The sequence below is a fragment of the Kamptonema animale CS-326 genome (genome assembly GCF_028330895.1).
In the GTDB taxonomy this organism is placed as follows: domain Bacteria; phylum Cyanobacteriota; class Cyanobacteriia; order Cyanobacteriales; family Microcoleaceae; genus Kamptonema; species Kamptonema formosum.
This window is the reverse complement of sequence record NZ_JAQMUA010000491.1, coordinates 1-19,471: the sequence shown is the minus strand read 5'-3', so window position 1 is coordinate 19,471 and position 19,471 is coordinate 1. Positions and strand designations below refer to the sequence as shown.

Annotated in this window: 20 protein-coding genes and 1 pseudogene; 13 read left to right on the top strand and 8 right to left on the bottom strand. The window is 44.5% G+C overall.

Annotated elements, in window-relative coordinates; all coding sequences use genetic code 11:
- Positions 1–165: 165 nt before the first annotated feature.
- A complete protein-coding gene (locus PN499_RS28910; protein WP_272037025.1) occupies positions 166–771 on the bottom strand; it encodes a TerB family tellurite resistance protein in 606 nt (201 codons plus the stop codon).
- A gap of 79 nt (positions 772–850) precedes the next feature.
- On the opposite strand from PN499_RS28910, the gene tadA reads away from it, so the two are divergent.
- The 3 genes from tadA (at position 851) to PN499_RS28895 (ending at position 2,654) form a co-directional block, all read left to right on the top strand.
- A complete protein-coding gene (gene tadA, locus PN499_RS28905) occupies positions 851–1,360 on the top strand; it encodes a tRNA adenosine(34) deaminase TadA (RefSeq protein ID WP_272037023.1) in 510 nt (169 codons plus the stop codon).
- 136 nt (positions 1,361–1,496) lie between these two features.
- Positions 1,497–2,207: a lysophospholipid acyltransferase family protein gene (locus PN499_RS28900; protein ID WP_272037021.1), complete on the top strand. Its 711-nt coding sequence runs from the start codon at positions 1,497–1,499 to the stop codon at positions 2,205–2,207.
- Positions 2,208–2,255: 48 nt separating this feature from the next.
- Entirely contained in the window at positions 2,256–2,654 is a 399-nt protein-coding gene (locus tag PN499_RS28895; RefSeq protein WP_334311731.1) for a hypothetical protein, read from the top strand.
- Positions 2,655–3,059: 405 nt separating this feature from the next.
- Here the strand turns inward: PN499_RS28895 and PN499_RS28890 are convergent, their stop codons facing one another.
- Together PN499_RS28890 and PN499_RS28885 are read right to left on the bottom strand one after the other, a co-directional pair.
- Entirely contained in the window at positions 3,060–4,232 is a 1,173-nt protein-coding gene (locus PN499_RS28890) for a pyridoxal phosphate-dependent aminotransferase (protein WP_272037019.1), read from the bottom strand.
- A gap of 142 nt (positions 4,233–4,374) precedes the next feature.
- Positions 4,375–4,569: a hypothetical protein gene (locus tag PN499_RS28885; RefSeq protein WP_019487700.1), complete on the bottom strand. Its 195-nt coding sequence runs from the start codon at positions 4,567–4,569 to the stop codon at positions 4,375–4,377.
- A gap of 391 nt (positions 4,570–4,960) precedes the next feature.
- Between PN499_RS28885 and PN499_RS28880 the strand changes: the two genes are divergently transcribed.
- The 5 genes and pseudogenes from PN499_RS28880 (at position 4,961) to PN499_RS28860 (ending at position 9,292) form a co-directional block, all read left to right on the top strand.
- The gene (locus PN499_RS28880; RefSeq protein ID WP_272037016.1) at positions 4,961–5,311 is read left to right on the top strand and encodes an STAS domain-containing protein; all 351 of its coding nucleotides are present in this window, start codon (positions 4,961–4,963) and stop codon (positions 5,309–5,311) included.
- Between the two features lie 76 nt (positions 5,312–5,387).
- Positions 5,388–5,798 (top strand): annotated as a pseudogene (locus PN499_RS28875) (B12-binding domain-containing radical SAM protein); the annotation flags it as partial.
- A 164-nt stretch (positions 5,799–5,962) separates the two neighbouring features.
- Complete coding sequence (locus PN499_RS28870) at positions 5,963–7,363, top strand: glycosyltransferase family protein (RefSeq protein ID WP_272037027.1); 1,401 nt, start codon at positions 5,963–5,965, stop codon at positions 7,361–7,363.
- Between the two features lie 277 nt (positions 7,364–7,640).
- Positions 7,641–8,174, top strand: coding sequence for a hypothetical protein (locus PN499_RS28865; RefSeq protein ID WP_272037015.1), 534 nt, complete (start codon positions 7,641–7,643; stop codon positions 8,172–8,174).
- A 320-nt stretch (positions 8,175–8,494) separates the two neighbouring features.
- A complete protein-coding gene (locus PN499_RS28860) occupies positions 8,495–9,292 on the top strand; it encodes a sulfite exporter TauE/SafE family protein (RefSeq protein WP_272037012.1) in 798 nt (265 codons plus the stop codon).
- A gap of 208 nt (positions 9,293–9,500) precedes the next feature.
- On the opposite strand, the gene PN499_RS28855 is transcribed toward PN499_RS28860, so the two are convergent.
- The gene (locus PN499_RS28855) at positions 9,501–11,816 is read right to left on the bottom strand and encodes a S8 family serine peptidase (protein ID WP_272037010.1); all 2,316 of its coding nucleotides are present in this window, start codon (positions 11,814–11,816) and stop codon (positions 9,501–9,503) included.
- A 186-nt stretch (positions 11,817–12,002) separates the two neighbouring features.
- On the opposite strand from PN499_RS28855, the gene PN499_RS28850 reads away from it, so the two are divergent.
- From PN499_RS28850 to grxD, 3 genes are all read left to right on the top strand, one after another.
- Complete coding sequence (locus PN499_RS28850; protein ID WP_007352905.1) at positions 12,003–12,623, top strand: hypothetical protein; 621 nt, start codon at positions 12,003–12,005, stop codon at positions 12,621–12,623.
- Positions 12,624–12,666: 43 nt separating this feature from the next.
- Positions 12,667–12,918: a BolA family protein gene (locus PN499_RS28845; RefSeq protein WP_272037008.1), complete on the top strand. Its 252-nt coding sequence runs from the start codon at positions 12,667–12,669 to the stop codon at positions 12,916–12,918.
- Positions 12,919–13,020: 102 nt separating this feature from the next.
- Positions 13,021–13,344, top strand: coding sequence for a Grx4 family monothiol glutaredoxin (gene grxD, locus PN499_RS28840; RefSeq protein WP_007352907.1), 324 nt, complete (start codon positions 13,021–13,023; stop codon positions 13,342–13,344).
- Between the two features lie 189 nt (positions 13,345–13,533).
- Here grxD and PN499_RS28835 read toward each other — a convergent pair whose 3' ends face one another.
- A complete protein-coding gene (locus PN499_RS28835; RefSeq protein WP_007352908.1) occupies positions 13,534–13,782 on the bottom strand; it encodes a DUF6761 family protein in 249 nt (82 codons plus the stop codon).
- 598 nt (positions 13,783–14,380) lie between these two features.
- Between PN499_RS28835 and PN499_RS28830 the strand changes: the two genes are divergently transcribed.
- Entirely contained in the window at positions 14,381–15,127 is a 747-nt protein-coding gene (locus tag PN499_RS28830; RefSeq protein ID WP_272037005.1) for a response regulator transcription factor, read from the top strand.
- Positions 15,128–15,508: 381 nt separating this feature from the next.
- On the opposite strand, the gene PN499_RS28825 is transcribed toward PN499_RS28830, so the two are convergent.
- Positions 15,509–16,297 (bottom strand): ABC transporter ATP-binding protein, encoded by a 789-nt coding sequence (locus PN499_RS28825; protein ID WP_272037003.1) that lies wholly within the window; start codon positions 16,295–16,297, stop codon positions 15,509–15,511.
- 260 nt (positions 16,298–16,557) lie between these two features.
- Positions 16,558–17,472 carry a GTPase Era gene (era, locus tag PN499_RS28820; protein WP_148288828.1) on the bottom strand — a complete coding sequence of 305 codons (915 nt, stop codon included), beginning with the start codon at positions 17,470–17,472 and terminating at the stop codon, positions 16,558–16,560.
- A gap of 507 nt (positions 17,473–17,979) precedes the next feature.
- Here era and PN499_RS28815 point away from each other — a divergent pair.
- Positions 17,980–18,423, top strand: a complete 444-nt coding sequence (locus PN499_RS28815) for a hypothetical protein (RefSeq protein ID WP_272037001.1) — start codon at positions 17,980–17,982, stop codon at positions 18,421–18,423.
- Between the two features lie 149 nt (positions 18,424–18,572).
- Here PN499_RS28815 and PN499_RS28810 read toward each other — a convergent pair whose 3' ends face one another.
- On the bottom strand, positions 18,573–19,157 hold the full coding sequence (locus tag PN499_RS28810; protein ID WP_272036999.1) for a PAP/fibrillin family protein: 585 nt from the start codon (positions 19,155–19,157) through the stop codon (positions 18,573–18,575).
- Between the last annotated feature and the right edge of the window lie 314 nt (positions 19,158–19,471).

Sequence of the window (19,471 nt, the reverse complement as noted above, 5' to 3'; positions counted from 1 at the left end):
GCGGGGGAGCGGGGGAGCGGGGGAGCGGGGGAGAATTTTTCCCAAATTAGCAATTAGCAATTAGCAATTAGCAATTAGCTATTAGCCATTAGCCATTAGCAATTAGCAATTAGCCATTAGCAATTAGCAATTACCAATTACCAATTACCAATTACCAGTTACCAGTTAACAATTCCCCTTAGACTGCAACAAAGAAGCCAAATGCTTTGCAGCTTTAGCGAATACGGGATTGTGAGCCTCAAACTCAGCGGGGTCGAGTAAACTTTGAACCTCTGCCAAAGCATCGGGGTCGATAGTTCCTTCTTTTGCAAATACAGTATCAAGAACCGTTGTGTGGCGATAGTCAATTCCGAGCCGATGGCCAATGGATTGCAAATACATCTGTTCTCGGAGGTCGAAATCTCCATCGGCGGCTGACATTTCATAGCCAAAGGCAATTAACAACAACTTTTCTGAGTCTGAAAATAAAGCCGTCAGCGTTACCAGTTCACTAGGGTTGAAATAAACTTGTTGCTTAGCGACTCCCTTGAGAATGCGCTGGATCAGTTGAAGATGATCGCGCTCTGCATTGACAAAGGCTTTAAGAGTCTTTTGGAGCCGTTCTTCTTCTTCAACAGCAACCGTTTTATCTATAATAATCACTCCCCGTAAAATAGAAATCAGAGCAGTCAGGAAGACTACTAGAGGGGTGACATCTTGTGGGCGGAGCCTCTGTCCGCTGATCCGGGACAAGAGCTCAACAACTTCTAAGCCAATCAGCGAAGTGTCCATAATTTTAAATAATTGTCGATTTAGCACCCGACGATCGCAACCGAATCTAACCATCTTAAGTGTTTTCTGTTACGCAAGTATGATCGACTACAAAAATCAACTGCCTATCTACGCTCCTATTTACCTGACTCACCGCCAGTGGATGAGTAGAGCTATAAAGTTGGCACAGGAGGCTGGAGAGGCTGGGGAAGTACCGGTGGGTGCTGCGATCGTCGATCGTCAGGGCAAGTTGATTGCACAGGGACAAAATCGGCGAGAGCGAGATTGCGATCCTACAGCTCATGCTGAAATTTTAGCTCTGCGGGGGGCGGGAATTGCTCTACAAAATTGGCATCTGAATGCTTGTACGCTCTACGTTACTTTGGAGCCTTGTCCGATGTGCGCTGGGGCGATCGTACAAGCCCGAATCGGTCTCCTAGTCTATGGAGTGGACGATCCGAAATCTGGCACAATCAGGACTGTTGGTAATATTCCTGATAGCGACTGTTCCTATCACCGCTTGCCTGTACTTGGTGGGATTATGGAGTCTGAGTGCCGGGAACAGTTACAATCTTGGTTTGCAAAGCGTCGCTGCCAAGCCAAGAGCTAGCAATAGATTAAATCGCTGATTTAATTGAATGACAATAGCGGAAGTGGCCCTTTTGACTTCCAAAGGGTTTGTTAAAAAACTTAGTGTAGAGTCAGAAAGTCCTTAAAAAAGCTTGATTGCTTTGAGGTACACTGCCATGATTACTTTTGACTCCAGTAATTCATCCCTAGAGACACAAATGCCTGCCAAGGCGACATCTATTAATTCTCACGTTTCTCCTTGGTTAGCCCCATTGGTTTATCCTTTGGGCCGCTACCTTATCCTGCCTTTTTATTTTCGTAGTATTGAGGTGATCGGACAGGAACACATTCCCAGAGAAGGGCCTGTAATTTTGGCTCCTACTCACCGCTCTCGCTGGGATTCTCAGATGCTACCTTACTCTACTGGGCGATACGTTACAGGCAGAGATCTGCGATTTATGGTTTCAGTGAATGAGGTTAAAGGATTGCAAGGCTGGTTTATCCGGCGGTTGGGTGGGTTTCCAGTCGATCCTAAGCATCCGGCGATCGCGACTCTCCGTCATGGGGTAGAACTTCTTCTTGATGGGCAAATGTTTGTCATTTTTCCCGAAGGCGGCATTTTCCAAGATAATCAAGTTCATCCTCTCAAACCAGGATTGGCCCGCCTGGCGATTCAAGCAGAGTCGAGTCACCCAGGTCTGGATGTTAAAATTGTACCTATGAGTATTCGCTACCATCCCTGCATTCCTCGCTGGGGTTCTCGTGTGAAAATTACGATCGGCTCTCCGCTGTCGGCGGCTGATTATTGCACTGGTGCAGGAAAAAAGGATGCACAATTGTTAACTGCTGATTTAGAAACGGCTCTCAAAAGGATCGATCGAGAGTGAGTTGATTTCTATAGACTGTTAAAGGTATGTATTTGTTCCCCGATATCTGTGTCAATTGATTCTGTGCCAAATTTTGGGCCTAGCCAGATTGTCTGTTTAGAATTTCGAGATGCGTGCCTTTATGCTGATGTAATCCAAGTGGTGTCGGCACGTAGGTTATGCTGGGTACGACCATTAATGTTAGTAGTATCGGTCTACGATCGCAGTTCGGTTGCCCATGAGGATCGGACTTTATGGGATTTGCGTGATGGCTCGGATTTGCTGTGGCCTTTAAGTTTATTTCGAGTGGCTCTTGATACGGAGGTAATTCCGCTTTTGACTGAGTTGCAGTCGCTAGATAGTGAAAGGAAGGATGTTGTGATTGCTCATCGGCAATTAAGAGATTTTGTGGGTAAGGTTTGGGCGGCTTATCCCAGTGCTTTTGCTCGATTTGAGGGTGGTAGTTAAGAGTTAATTAATTATATTTTTACGGTATCAGATGGGTTTGTCAATGGGGCATATCCCCGTGCTGTTTCAATAACTTTTCTAAACTCAGGATTCAAACTAAAACTGATAGTTGACAATTCTGTTTCTTCTAGGGAAACTGATAAGTTTTTATTCATTATTACACATAAAAAATGGTTGACTAATTCAGACGTTTTAAGTGAGTGTAATAAGTAATAGGATTTTAGGCTAATATATTAGGATTACATCTAATAAATCTCCCTAACTGATAGCTTGAATAGCGTCACTAAAACTTATACTTATCTCCGCTAAAAAATTATAAGTACCCAAAACCGCAGAATCACCCTCATCAACACAAATCATGAAAAAAATTGGTGTTTATCGGCTTTCATCTGCGGTAAACAAACATCAAGAATAGCGAATTCCAGCGTCTTTCATCCGCTCAATTGCCTCATACATCCGCTCGTCAGCTACTGTCAAAGCAATACGGAAAAATCCTTCACCCGCCGCCCCATAACCATTCCCAGGAGGCACAATAATCCCGCATTTCTCTAACAGTAAACTGACAAATTCGGTCGAAGTATAACCCTTGGGTACAGGTGCCCATACATAAAGCGTAGCCTTCGGTGGCTCAATGGGCCAACCTAAAGATTGCAAACCTTTAACGATAATATCACGGCGTTTTTGATAAACTGACATCACCGCTTGCAATTCAGCTTCCGTAGTAGAATAAGCCGCGATCGCAGCTCGTTGAATTGCTTTGAAAACTCCCGAATCGACATTAGTCTTAACTTGACCTAATCCTTTAATTCCTGTCGCATTTCCGACTACAAAACCAACGCGCCAGCCAGTCATATTGTAAGATTTAGACAAGCTGTGAAATTCAATTGCTACGTCCTTTGCACCCTCAACTTCTAACACACTCGGCGGCTTATAACCATCGTAAGCCATCTCCGAATAAGCGTGGTCATGGCAGAGCAAAATATCGTACTTTTTGCAATAGGCTACCAACTTCTCGAAATCTGCCAAAGTTGCGATCGCACCAGTTGGGTTGTTAGGATAATTAATCCACATCAACTTAGCCTTAGTCGCTACCTCTTCAGGAATCGCACTCAAATCTGGTAAAAATCCATTCGCCGCTGTCAGCGCCATCGGATAGGGTTCGCCCCCCGCAAAAATCGTCGATGTGCGATATACTGGATAACCAGGGTCAGAAATTAGGGTGTAGTCTCCCGGTTCCACAAAAGCCAAAAAAGTGTTGTGGATCGACTCTTTAGAACCAATGGAAGAAACAACTTCCGTGTCAGGGTTTAAATCTTTAACTCCAAATCGGCGTTCCATCCACGCTACCACCGCTTGCCGATAATCTTTCGTACCTTGGTAGGGAGGATAATTATGAGTAGAAGAGTCTGCGATCGCCTCCTGCATTGCCTGGACAATATGAGCTGGAGTAGGCTTGTCAGGGTCGCCAACTCCCATATTAATGATATCAACCCCTTTGGCGACAAGCTCATCTCGTTTTCGGTCAATCTCAGCAAACAGATAAGGCGGTATTTTTTCTAAGCGCTTGGCAAACTGCATGGCAATGTAAAATAGAGGGCTGGGTGACTCTAAAGCACCAATGACAGTGTACCGCCAAGGTAAGTTATTTTTCTCAAAAAAGCTATGGACGACAACCCCAGGTAAGAGGAAAACCTCTTCCTTACCTCCCCTTCACCTGCCGCTAAGAACTAGGTACCAACTGAATCCGACCCGCATCCATCTCATCCATCAATAACTCTAGCGCCTCGAAGTCAACATCAGAGATGTAACCCACCCTAGTCAGCTCGTAGTTGATCTCATTTTCGATATCAGGAGTCAACCGCTTAATGTAGAGGGCTTTTTCTACAAGTTTACGAATAGCATGAGTAGCTTGCATAATAGTTAGGGGAACTCCGCATATCTCAATTCTGGACTCAAGGCCTAAATGGGCCCGTGATCTCAGGCTGGAACCACAAGTGATATCTGTCACATCCTTGAGAATCAAGGGACAAATTTTGTTTGAAAGCCCCCAGGATCGTAGGAATCCTGAAAATATATGCACCCATACACTAAAGCAAGGAAAGTAGTGTATTTCTCTAGTATAGATTTTACAACCTTTACAGAAACTTTAAAAAAAGGGTGCAAAATCATAAAGATTCAGTGAAATTACTTAGGTGGGATAGTCAATACAGATAATTCTGGGTTAAATTAAGAGATATGACGTAGGCGTAGGCTGAAGCCCACTCACTACCGTAGTTGAAAATACGTAGTAACCAGAGGTTTGACTCATGCACGCAGTTCTTGCCCACGAACCAATTACAGTGATTTCCCCCCAGAGCTACCTGAATGCAGTCACTGTAGGAGAGTTTCACAGCCAATTGAACGCAGCTTTTGCCAATCCGGGGCTTTCGACCTTGCTAGTGAATCTCGAAAAAGTAGAATTTTTAGACAGTTCCGGCTTGCTGGCATTGGTTTCGGGGCTTAAAAAAGCCAAAAGCTTAAATAAAAGATTTAGCATTTGTTCAGTTCCCCCTGCCATTAGGATGATCTTTGAACTGAGCCAACTCGACCAAGTTTTCGAGATTTTCGAGATGGGTGCTGGCTTTGAAACTGCGAGCGCAAACAACCATAGCCATTAACCATTGGCGTATTAACCATTTTTAAGGTAGGCTCAGAAGAAATCGCCAGTAGAAGCGAATAGAAGCGAGTAGAGCCGTGCCAGTTGCAGTAGAGAAATTACTTACACCAGAAATCAAGCAGCCTGCCCGTTATTTGGGAAACGAATTAGGAGCAGTACATAAGCCTTGGGATACCGCAACCGTGCGTTGGGTCTTAACATACCCCGAAGTCTATGAAGTAGGTGCTTCTAACTTAGGGCATATCATCCTGTACAACATTTTAAATACAGTACCCAGGCAACTATGCGATCGCGCCTACTTGCCAGCAGCAGACTTAGCGGCAAAACTTAGAGCGACACAAACCCCCCTATTCGCCGTTGAGTCCAAGCGATCGCTCACAGACTTTGATATTCTCGGCTTTAGCCTCAGCTACGAACTAGGAGCCACCAATATCTTAGAAATGCTTGATTTAGCAGGCATTCCTTTGACTTGGAAAGAGCGGGGGAGCGGGGGAGCGGGGGAGCGGGGGAGCGAGGGAGCGAGGGAGATGGAAGACCAAAATCCCCCTCTGCTCCTCTGCCCCCCCGCTCCCTCTTAACCGCTGGCATTGGTTCTGCTCTTATCGCCTTAAATCCAGAAACGATCGCTTGGGGAAGGATTGGCGTGTCAGATATGCTGCTGACAGGCTGTATGGGTTGTGCTCTGTTCGCGTTTTTTCTTGGATACGTAAAGGAAGAAGAAAAGAAGCAGCAGGAAGAAAAAGCACAGCTCGAAATCGTGCAGAATTGGGAGGAATCAAGCAATTTCGGGGAAGTCTTGCCCAGAACCAAGCAATCTCTTAAAACTCAATCACAACTCTCCCCTTGGTATTTAGCTTTTTATATCTTGATAGCATTGGCAATTCTCAGCAAAGGCCCAGTCGGGATCGTCTTGCCAGTAATCATTATTGGCAGCTTTACACTCTACCTCGGTAATGTTCGAGAAATTTGGCAGGAAATGCGCCCTCTACGTGGCATATTAATTATTCTCGCCATTTCTTTACCTTGGTTTATTCTCGTTACTTTAGCCAATGGCGAAGCTTACATTGACTCCTTTTTTGGTTATCACAATTTTCAGCGCTTTACGCAGGTAGTCAACCGTCACGGGGCTCCCTGGTATTTTTACTTTTTGGTGGTGCTAGTTGGTTTTGCTCCTTGGTCTATTTATTTGCCCTGCGCGATCACACGTCTGCGATTTTGGCAGCGTAGCTATTGGTGTCGCCAACCTCGCAAAGCTCAACTAGGTTTGTTTGTCTTGTGTTGGTTCGCCTGTATCTTTGGTTTCTTCACCGTTGCTGTCACTAAACTTCCTAGTTATGTATTGCCTTTAATGCCAGCCGCAGCAATATTGGTAGCATTATTATGGAGCGACATTATCGAAGAGAAAGCAAGGGGTAAGGAAGAAGGAAGAAAGCAAGATACTCTTCCTCTTTCCCTCTTTCTTTCATTCATTTTTAATATAGTATTTTTGCTGGTTTTAGCTGGGGCGATTTTATACAGCTTCAACTGGTTGGGAAACGATCCAGCAATGCCGAATTTTTCGCAAGCATTTCAAAAATCTGGTTTGGCGAGCGTGGGAGGAGCAATTTGGGCGATTGCTGCTGTGGTGGCGGCAATTCTTCTTTGGCGGCGGCAAGAGCAGGGAATTTTTACTGTTAACTTGGTTGGATTAGCTGCATTTCTGATCTTTACGATCGCTCCCGTCTACAATCTCCTCGATGAGCAACGACAGCTACCTCTACGACAATTAGCACATACCGCTGTTCAAGAAAAACTCCCAGCGGAAGAGTTAATTATGATTGGTTTTCCTAAACCCAGCCTCGTATTTTATACCCAAGATTCTGTTACTTATTATCGGCTGACAAGAGCTGGAATAGAGTATATCCAAAAATCTCAGAACCAGTCTCCGCCGTCTGTGCTAATTCTGGGATACCCGGAAAAGTTTACTCAAATGGGACTGCAACCGAATCAATACCAAATTTTAGACGCTAAAGGAGCCTACCAACTCGCCAGAGTTCCCAAACAACTGTTCTGATGGGATTAGCAATTAGAAATTACCCTGGTCTCAGGCAACTGAAAATCCTATCTCCCTCTCTCTATTTACTTATTGACAAAAGCAATATTCTGTGTATTGTGTTTGGATTAATGTTGAGTGTGTTTACCTCTACATTCACAAGCAACTACCAGATACAAAGTTCTCTCTACTTCATAACCGAGTACAACCGTTTCCAATCGATCTCCATTGGGTACTAGACATTTGTTCGCCGATAGATGTAAAATACGGTAAACGTATCGGATTATCGTATTTTGATATGAAAAGTACCCAAAAAGCTAGTGAAAAGTGCCAGTTTGCAGGAGAAACGACGCAAAATCAGTTAGAACAAGCCGAAAGAGACAGCTTCAGGCAAGTATTGTGGAAAAAGCTAAGAGGCGGATTGCTTGTGGGAATTGGATATTTGCTCTCACCGTTGTGCTGGTGGAATGACCTTATTTTTAATCTTCCCATAGCCTATTTTTTTGGGTATATCTGTAGTTTGTTTTCCCCAGATTTACTCGTCCCTTGTTCGTTTGTAGGGTACTGGATATCTAATATTGCTGGAATTCTCTTGATGCAAGTAGGGGCAGTAGATATTTTGCAAGGTAAACCCCAAGAGCGCAACCTTAAAAAAGATTTATTGATTGGTATAGCTTCTTCAACTGCCTATACTATTGCAATTTTAGCATTAATTCAGTTAAAAATTATCGATATTCCCGGTCTTTTTGCCTCTGAAGGCTCTCTCAATCTTGGCTCTCTTTTACCTATGGTGTTAATAAAAACTTACTTTGGTAAAACTCTACTTTTCTAAGGTAGATGAGTTCAAAATTTAAATTTTTGCGATCGCTAGCACGATTTATATGAGATTTGTAGTGATTTTTTCACTCAAAACAACGGTAAATCGATCGACTTACAGGAAATAAGAGCTAATTACGAATAACTCATCTGTAAAAAGTAAATTAGCAATTAGGCAAGGATTAAACCAATTACCAATTATGAACACGGATTTTACCGATTACAGGGATTACACGGATTAGTTAGAGTCACGATCGTTTAGTCTGTGAAATCAGAGAAATCTGTCAAATCTGCGTATCCCAATTACCAATTACCAATTACCAATTACCAAAAACTATGAACTACTTATTTCTATCTTTCCTTAGCTTTTTTGTAGGTATTATTGTCGGTTTAACAGGAGTAGGTGGAGCATCTCTGATTACACCGATGTTAATTTTTCTGTTCCAAGTCCCTCCTTCAATTGCAGTTAGTTCTGATGTAGTAGCTGCCACATTAATGAAAGTTATTGGCGGCTTCAAACACTGGCGGCAGCAAACTCTTGACCTTCAAATTGTTAAGTGGCTGGCTTTCGGAAGCGTTCCCGGATCGCTGTTTGGCGTGGGAATTTTACACTTTATTAAGTCTCAGGAAAATCTTAATATTGATTTGATTTTACTCCGCTCGATTGGAGTAACTATTCTATTTATCACCTTGGGGGCACTAGCACAATTATTAATCTTAAAGTTTGTCCCAGATTTGAAGTTTCCATCTCTACCAAAGTTTGATTTGAAAACTTATTTGGGTAGATTTCAAACGGTGGGAGTAGGAGCAATTTTAGGCTGTATAGTCGGCATGACCAGCGTTTCTTCCGGTTCGATGTTTGCACTCGTACTGATTGGCTTCTTCCAGCTTGATTCTCGCAAATTAGTCGGTACAGATATTGCCCAAGCAGCAATTTTATTGCTGTTTACTTCCCTTGGGCACCTCAGCCTGGGAACAGTTAACTGGAGTTTGGTAATACCGATTTGGCTAGGTTCAGTACCAGGGGTTTTAGTGGGGGCTAAACTCTGTAAAATTGTGCCTCAACGCCCGCTGCGATTGGTAATTTACACACTTTTAGTAATGGTAAGCTGGAAGTTAGTTCTCCATGCTTAAGTAGCTGGAAAAAAATAAACAATGTCATTGCGAGCGGAGCGAAGCAATTGCAAGGCCTTGAGATTGCTTCGCTCCGCTCGCAATGACATGACTACGTTTATTTATATCCGATTACTTAAGACTGACAGCAGATTTAATGTTAACAGTTAACAGTTAACTGCTAATACCAATTACCAATTACCAATTACCAATTACCAATTACCCATTCCTAGACAATATATTGAGAATTAATTGGCTTAGCCCGATTTGTGGCTACCAAAGTCTGGTAAATTAGAGCTGAAATCTCAGCGCGGGTAATAGATTGAAGTGGTGAGAGTCGAATCCGAACAGGATAATTAACCACAATCTTCTTGTCAGTTGCCGTTGCGACCGGCCCATCGGCGTAATAGGGGATTTGGGTGCGATCGCTATACACATTTAAAGAATTTAGATTACCACCAGTCAGTTGTAAACCATTCACCAAAGAGACAATCGCCTCAACGCGAGTTAAATTCTGATCCGGTCGAAACTTCAACCCCGGAAACCCAGCCAAAAACCCCGCTTGATTTGCCTTTAAAATCGCCGACCTAGCCCAAAAAGTAGCAGAAACATCGATAAAATTCGTAGCAGCTACTCTCGGAATTAAATCAAAAGCCTTAGCCAACAACGCCGCATATTGAGCGCGAGTTAAAAGGTCATTCGGCTTAAACGTGCCGTCAGGAAACCCACTAATTATATTGGCAGCGATCAGTGCTTCAATAAAAGCCTGCGCCCAATGCCCATTAATATCGGGTAATTTTGTTACAGCGGTACCTCCGCCCATTTTCACAGCCGCCTGCACCGCCTTAAAAGCATTTACCTTGCCGTACCCAAACCAGTCACAGCGACCATAAGTATTGTAAGTACCCAGCCGCGTCCCAAACTGGGGGTCAGGGTCAGTATCCACAATCTTATCCGTCGTTTGCTGGAGAATCGTGCGTACTTCCTGTGCCGTCAAGTTAGGATTTGCCGAGAGAACCAAAGCTGCAACTCCCGCGACTACTGGGGTAGCGCTAGAAGTACCACCAAAATAAGCAGTGTAGTCTCCTTGATCGTAGCCAACTCCCCCTACTCGGTCAGCAGTGAATACTCCTAAACCAGGTAGTGCGGTAGTCACCTCTGGAGGCGTACTCACAAACCCAGTTTCTTGTAGCCAAATTCCTGGCGGGGCGTTATTGCTGGGAGCGCAGACAGAGATACCGCTACCCCAATTGCTATAAGCGGCTTTTTTACCCAGGGAAGTGCTCGCTGAAACCGTGATTACATCTGGGTGGACGGTGAAGCCTCCCAGCCATTTAGTTTGACCGCTGAGTATGTTTTTCGGCCAGCCAGCCTCATTAATTGTGCCGTTGACAGGACGGTTGGCATTACCCGCAGCAAAGACGATTACGCAGCCTTTGCCATTGCGTCCTTGGGTAGCGGCTCTGGAAATGGCTGCACTCTGTCGGAGGGATAAGGGAAAGTAAACGGCACTAGGCCCCCAACTGCAAGAAATGACTGAGGCTCCTTTGTTAATGGCCCAGTCAAATATCTGTTCGATGGAATCGTCGTCTAGGTAGCCTGTAGTGCGGATGGGCATCAGGGCGCAACCGGGGGCGACACCGACGATACCGAGGCCATTTTCTTCTGCAACTGCGACACCAGCACAAGATGTACCGTGATTGTCTGACTCTGCTACTGGCATGGGCGAAAAGTCGTTATCTTTTAAGTCTAAGGGGGCGACTATTTTGCCTGAACCTTTAAAGTCGGGGTGGTTGGTGTCAACGGAGTCGTCTGCGATCGCAATAATTACAGAACGATTACCGCGAGTTATGTCCCAAGCTTGCTCAGCAGCAATGTGGGAACCAGTACCCAGTTGACTGCCACCTTTGTTATTGAGATACCATTGCTTGCTATAAAGGGTGTCGCGGGGAATGTAGTGCTGCTGAGCTTGTACGGCGATATTCGGTTCAGCTACTAAAACTTCTCGGTATCGCGTCAGGCGGTTAGCGATTTTAAGGGGATTTTCTGTAGATTCTTTGGTAACTCGGCAGACGAAGGCATTGGGTACGCCTGGTATGGGGCGGACTATTTGCAATCCTACAAAAGATGCGATCGCCTCGCGGGCTGCGAGTTCCACTCCCTCGGCAAATTGAACTGTGATTTGGTCTGTCAAGTAGAATAACGTAGCCGGATTATCTACGGGGTGGTAGACATGGCTAGCAAAAACTACTGTATCTAACGAGCGAGCCGTCTGCATGGCTGCGTCCCGCTCGGCTGGAGCGATCGTAAATTCTTCTAAGTCACTTTGCGGTACAGTTCCTTGCAGCTTTCCTGGGATTTGGGATGCCCAATTTTGAACAGTTGTTGCTTGGGGGGACATACGCACCGTAAAGCGATCGCTTGCCTTGGTGAGGGCTAATTCTTCACCCCCCCGCTGCAAAATGAATCCCACACTTTCTTCTGGGACTCCTGTGCCTTGGTACTCTTGTAAAACTGCGGGGGACGGGTTAACTGGCGATGTCATCGGAAATAGACCTGTTTGCTTTACTTTAAGTCTTTAGTTTATAGTTCCTACGTTCAGACTATCTTTTCGGTACACTCTGATTAAAAACATAAATTTTGCGTAATTCTACCAGATTTAGATCGCAAATAGTGGTAAGATCGCCAGACACTTAAATTTTTTATTGCCGCCAACGGGCAAAGTTACTTCATGGTACACTCTGGAACTGTTTGCCTCCTACGCTCCACCGCCCGGATTACTCTTGCGGTAGTGGCAGCCTTAACCTTGCTGCAACCTCTCCGCGTCCAGGCACAGCAATCTCCTCTGCCAGAGAACCGAGACGCGGCCGATCCTCTCGATCCGACCGATCCGAACAATCTCCGCCCTGCGGGGCCAGACAGCCTCCTAAGTATACCAGGAGGGCAACGTTTAATGTCTGAGGCGAGCACTGCCATTTCCGATCAGAATTATGTTCTCGCAGCCCAAAAACTCCAAGAGTCCCGTCAAGTTTTCAATCAGTTGTCTAATTTTTACCAACAACTGGCAACAGCTTTTTCCGGGATTGACAACCGTCTGGCCGACACCAACCGCACAAAGGCGCTAGAAACAGCCCAGATGCGGGACGAAGCCACCTATAGGCTAGCGTTGGTACACCGAGCCCAAAATAAGCCGGAACTGGCAGTTCCTCTGCTAATTCAGATTATCCGCTCTCAGCAGCCTACTCGCGACTTGGGAAAAAAAGCTTACCAGCAGTTATTAGAACTGGGGTTTGTGGATGTACCCTATCCCCGGCCCGCCCGTGACGCTCAGCCGAGTTCGTCAACCAAATAATTCAATTAAAATCTAAATTGCAGCACTCTATCAGAAATCGACAATGGTTAACCCATCTCAAGTAGTGGCGATGATCCAGGCTGGATTGCCTGACGCTAAAGTACAAATAGACGATTTGACGGGCGGTGGCGATCACTACCAGGCGATCGTAGTTTCTTCAGAGTTTGAAGGAAAAAGCCGAGTCAAACAGCACCAATTGGTTTATAGTACCCTCAAAGAAGCAATGGCGAGTGAAGCCATTCATGCTCTAGGGTTGAAAACCTACACTCCCACAGAATGGGCAGCGGAAACTTAACAGTTAACAGTTAACTGTTAACAGTTAACTGTTAACAGTTAACTAACTATCTAGATTTTTTCAGACTGAAAATAACACAACAAAACAAGTTGAGGCAGAACCATGAGTACGGCAGCACACGACAAAATTGAAAGCTTGGTAAAGCAAAATAAAGTCTTGGTTTTTATGAAGGGAAATAAGTTAATGCCCCAGTGTGGTTTCTCTAACAATGTGGTGCAAATTCTTAATACCTTGGGAGTCCCTTTTGAGACAGTTGATGTTTTAGCCGACCCCGAAATTCGTCAGGGAGTTAAGGAGTATTCTAACTGGCCGACGATTCCTCAAGTTTATATCAACGGCGAGTTTGTTGGTGGCTCAGATATTATGATCGAACTCTATCAGAAGGGTGAATTGCAGGAAATGGTAGAAGTGGCTTTGGCTTCCTGAAGAAAACGAAGAAAACTTTATTGTTTTCGCTGTTAAGCATCAGTAGCTTGACTAGAGTTTAGTCACGATTTTTTATTAACGTTTAAATTGCTACTAGCGAGGGAATAAAACCCATAGCTAGTAGCAATTTTTGGTTAAAATTGAATCTGTTAAATAGACTATCTCACCTACTACAAAGCTACAAAGCAGCTAATAGTATCCAGATTCGGGTTGCGTCAGCGGCATTTCAAAATTCGAGGGGTCGTAGATATAGCGAGTGGCTTCCTCCTCTAACCTATGGATTAGATAAGGTTCGATCGCATTTGTATGTCTTAAAGCAGCTAAATAACCGTCTAAGTACAGCCGCAAGTCATCGAAGCGATAGCCTCTATTCCACATTTCGACGAGGGCATCGGTGAGTTTTTGGTAGTGGCGGATGGTGTGAGTATCTTGAAGCATGGTGTGAAGTTGAAATCGTTTAGGGTTTATATCTACATGACTGGCGGGTTTACAAACAGGTTTCTTTTTAGCTGAGTTGGCTCTAAAGAAGCCATTTTTGCCTGTTAATATCCGACTTTGGGGGAAAAGCTACCTTGGAGGGGGAACTTTACCAACTTGTGTCCCTTCCTAATACCCCACTTCCACCTAGATAGTTCCGTATGCGCCTCATCAAGTCAGGATTTTGGTAAATTTTGCGCTCAAACTGGATAAAAGATCCCGCAATTGAGCTTAGAGTTTGTGGAAGTCTAATTTGAGCTGAGTGATTTGTCAACTCCCAACAACAAGGCTCATGAGTGGGACTGTGAATTTTAATAAAGAGTTTTGGCATGGGGGGTTGGGCTGTGGGGAGACTACTACTTTCATTCTATGACAACCCGGAGATGGCTCTAAGCTTTCTGAGAAGTGAGACTTAAAAGTTGACCAAATCTTTAAAATTGTGGTGTAGAGCTTTTTCTGGGCTTTAAATGCAGCTAACGCTTGCGTAGCGACGGTTACAAAACCATGACAAAAGCTCTGATAATCTGGTAACGATTAGTGATATGGGAAACGAGCCTCTGTGGGATCTGCTTGTATTTCGATTATTGAAGGAAATCCGCACCTCCGATCGCTCTTAGGCTGGCACCTACAGCAGGTCGGGTTTTGGGTACACCAATCAGCCGACATCCATCATGCTAGGGAAATATTTTATACTCGCCAGCCTTCCCTAGTCATTCTTGACGCAGAACTGCCCGATGGAGACGGGTTAGAATTTTGCCGATGGCTCCAGCAACAGCAGCAGTCGCTAATTTTGATGCTCTCTGCTCGCAATGCGGAAGCTGATATTGTAGAAGGTCTGCGATCGGGAGCCGATGATTATTTAACAAAACCCTTTGGGATGCAAGAGTTTATGGCTAGGGTGGAGGCTCTGATGCGGCGCAACCGCAATACGATCCCTCCTGCTACTTTGGATTGTGGGGAACTCAAAATTGACTTGGTACAGCGCCGGGTTCGGTTGCAGGGGGAACATATAGATCTCACTCCTCAAGAATTTAGCTTGCTCTATGTGCTAGCTCAAGCTGGAGGAGTACCGCTGTCGCGATCGGATTTGTTACGGAGAGCTTGGCCAGATTCTATTGATAATCCGCGAACTATTGATACTCATGTGCTGTCTTTGCGTAAAAAGATTGAGATCGATCCCCGACAACCTAGTGTGCTGCAAACTGTTCGCAATGTTGGCTATCGTTTGAATCTGGACATCCTGAATGGGAATGAATTGTATATGCCTGCAAAACAAATTCGGCCTGCGGGAGTTTCAACTGCTTAAATACTTGTCATTGCGAGCTCCGCGAAGCAATCGCAGAGACTAGGCGATTGCTTCTGGATTGCTTCGCGGAACTCGCAACTGCGCTGCGCTTGGCTCGCAATGACAGATCGTAAGTAATTTGCCGGAGATGATATTACGAACCCAACCAAAGAAACCGGGTTTTTTGACGAAAATACTTCGCCCTTATCCACAGATTCTCTCAAAAACCCGGTTTCTGGAGCCATGAGCGTAAGTCCTATAATGGCTAATAAAAGCTATTAATTTAATGGGCGATTGAAATCGCTGCTACACAAAGAAAGTCCGCCTGCGCGGACTGTGGAGTTTTTTAACCTGCTTAGGCGGTTTTGTGTATGTAGATGTGGTTTCAATCGCTGGGTCAATCTAAGTCCATTCTTGTGATTCTTGCACTTCTGCTTCGATTAAACTTTGCCGCAAAGTTACCCAATTTATTTGACTTGCGATCGCATCTTCAATCAGTCTTCCGCCTTGCAAGTGTAGAACTCGTGTAGAAAATTGCTCTGCTAATTCTAGTTGGTGATTCACCATCAATATAGTCATGCGATCGCTAGTCGCTAGCTGTGCTAATACTTGTAAAACTTGGTGGGATCTGCCAGCGTCTAGAGCGCTTGTGGGTTCGTCTAGGAGTAAAATTTGGGGTTGGATAGCTACAGCACGCGCGATCGCGACTAATTGCCTCTGTCCCGCAGACAACTGTAACTCCGTCCGCTCTAGCCATTGTTGCGGAATGTGCAGCATTTCGATCGCTAAGTTTTGCCGCTTGAGGATTTCTGAAGCCTCTAGTCCCCGCAATTTCAAGGGATAAGCTAAAGCCTCTCGTACTGACATCCCTAAAAGCTTTGATTCTTGCAGCACTAGGGTGACATTTTGTCGTAACGCGATCGCCGGAATTTGCTTATATTCTCGATTTTCTAGATAAATTGCACCTGTTGCAGGTTCACTCAGCCGATTTAGTAGTCGTAAAAGGGTAGATTTACCAGCACCGGAAGGGCCAACAATTGTAACGCGATCGCCTCTTGCTACGTTAAAGGAAATATCTTCTAATAAATACTTGGAAGCTAAAGGGGTACTTACACTAACCTTTTTGACTCGTAATTGAGGAATACCTTCCTCAATTAGCTGCGAACTAGAAATTTCTGAAAGATTAGCCATTATAAAAGAAGGGACTAGGGGCTAGGGGCTAGGGACTAGGGAAAGAGAGGGGGAGAGGGGGAGATGGGGAGATGGGTAATTAGCCATTAGCAATTATAGGACTTACGCTCAGGGCTCCAGAAACCGGGTTTTTGAGAGAATCTGTGGATACAGGCGAAGTATTTTCGTCAAAAAACCCGGTTTCTTTGGTTGGGTGCGTAACTCCTGAATTAGCCATTACCAATTACCAATTACCAATTACCAATTACCAATTACCAATATTATTCTTCTACCCGATAACCTAATTCTGCTAATCGGGTGCGGGACTGTCGCCACTTGGGTTGCACTTTGACAAATAGCTCTAGATGTACTTTGCCGTCAATTAACTTTTGAATTTGCTGCCGTGCTGCACTGCCAATTTCTTTGAGCATACTGCCGCCTTTACCAATAACAATACCTTTTTGGGAGTCGCGTTCAACGTTGATAGTGGCGAGTACGCGGGTAATGGTGGGTGCTTCTTCTACGATGTCGATCGCGATCGCTACTGAGTGGGGTATTTCTTCACGGGTAAGTAGCAAAATTTGCTCTCGGATTAGTTCCCCCATGATGAAGCGTTCGGGTTGGTCAGTGACCAAATCGGGGGGATAGTAATAGGGGCCGGGCTCTAAGTGTTCGATTAATATTTGTTGCAGTGCTTCCACTCCCTCGCCGGTGAGGGCAGAAAATTTGACTATCGGCCACTGTTTGGCTTCAATTAACTGAGTGTAGGTATTATCAAGTTGTGCTTGGGACTCTGAGGGCTGTTGGTCGGATTTATTCAGGCCGAGGATAACTGGGGTTTGGGTATTGACTAGGAGATCGACGATATAGCGATCGCCACCGCCAGCGGGTACAGAAGCATCTACCACAAACAGCAGCACATCAACGGAGTGAATGGCTAGTTGAGCATTGTGAACCAATACCTTACCTAGTTGGTGGTGTGGTTTGTGAATTCCAGGGGTATCTACAAAAATAATCTGTGCTTCTTCCGTTGTCAGAATTCCCCGCAGTCGGTTGCGAGTCGTCTGAGCCACTGGAGAAGTAATCGCTATTTTCTGCCCCACCAGTTGATTCATCAAAGTCGATTTACCAACGTTAGGCCGTCCGATAATGCCTGCAAAGCCTGATTTGTAGCCCGCAGGAGCGGCGGGAATCATCGTACTTAACAAATCTATGCCTGTGCTGTCTTCCACTGCAATCACCAAATTTCCAAGCCGGTTCTCTCTATTGTCGCTTGAGAAGGCCAAGAGTGGTAATTTACAAGGATTGTGTCTTGTTTGCCAAGCTAGAATCACAGGCTCTTAAACGGTAAGTTAACTGCGATCGCTATTTTTCGCTAACTCTGGGTACACAAAGCTTGATATCTGGGAGAAAATTTGATAAGGTTCCCAAGGACATCTTGTAGAAATAAATCAATCTTGTCAATCCCAAAACCTGATGGTGCGATCGTTTTGGATGATAGAATCTCAAGATCAACTGAGGCGATTCTACAGTTTTGGGTTGAAGTTGGTTTTAAAATTTCTGGGGATGTCTGATATAAGTTTAGGTAGGTTAGAATCGACCTCAAAGGCTCAAAAGTATCAGGCGCTTCTTCAATGGAAGGTAGATGACTTTTTTGGGTCTAGATACAAACGTGCAAATTCTATAAAGAGGAGACGAGTATTGTGAAATCAAAATTCTTTTGGGGTTGCTGCACCGTTCTATTAGCCAGTATACCCTTACCAGCTTTGGCACAATCAAATTTTGACTACAAGGGTGGCTCGATGAAATATCAGGCGCTACCAGGTAAACTACCTGATAGAACATTGCCAAAAGCCTTTGATTTTCCGGTGATTACCAATGTTGCGACTGATACAACTGTAACTACAGATCACCCGCTCACGGATCAGTTCCGTCCCCCTGCAATTCCTCAAGGGTTGACTGCGGATGATGTCCCCCGGATTAGATCGGAATATACAGCAGCGCTTTCTGCTTGGGGTGAATCTGTTAGAGCTTGCTTGAAGAAACAACCTCGCTTGATCCGAGTTAGTACGGGTAATCCTGTGCAGATTAATGGTGCTGTGGGTACGATTGTGAGAAATGCTAATAATCGTGCTGTTTGCCGATAAGTGATTTGTCGGTTTGACTTTTTTGTAGAGGTAATTGCCTGAAAAGTTTGTAACTTTTAAACAGCGTCTTTCTTTTATAAGAAAGATGCTTTTTTTATTTTAATGTACCATTGAGCTGTAATAATTTTTCCGTCATTCTCCCCAGAATTTTAGCCTTTAGTCAAAACAAATACACTCCCCTCATTCCCGCGCCCAATCCGTAGATCGCTATCTAAATAAGTAATATCTAACCATCCCTGCTGTTCTCGACTATCTAACTTAAAATCGGCAGCAACAAACTTTTTACCTGCCTCAATTTGAGCGATGAAATCTGCCGGCGATTCATAGTTAATTAATCGCTGTAAACCTACTATTGAGCGTTCAAACTTGACCTGCACTCGCTTTTCTGAAACTACCTCAAATCTAGCAGCTACACTGACTATTCCTTCCACAAAAGGCAACCCGTAAAGTTCAGCAATGTTGTAAACTTTGGCTTCATTAGCGCGGATAGATTGATAGATTTGACCCAATTTAATCAAGGGCAATTTATCAAATCCCAATAATCCGTTACTGGTAGTGTATAGTAAGCGCCAATCGCCATTTAAGAGTTCAGTAGCCTCTACAGGACGCGGAGTGGGGTTGTAGTCTTCGAGTTGCGCGATCGCAGCCAAAATTGCTTGCTTATCAGTCTCTGTAGCTAGCAAACCGCGATTCTTACCTGCGATCGCCTCTAATAGTGTAGATTTTCCAATCATAACTTTTTGTTGGTTGTTAAGTGTTAATTGTTAGTTGTTAGTTGTTGGTTGTTAGTTGTTAATAGTTAGTTGTTAGTTGTTAGTTGTTGGTTGTTGGTTGTTAGTTTCCGTCATTACGTTGGCGAATGCTGTGTGTAGCGCTTGCGAAGTGAAGCACTTACAAGGTATTTGATTCAATAATATATCATATACCATTGTCAGCTAATTTAACACAATTTTTTCACAAAGTTAAGCTTGGTAAGCCCTGAAGTAATCTTAACAGGACTTACCCAAAATTATCTGTAACGCCGCCTTCTAGGCGGTAACTTTAACCG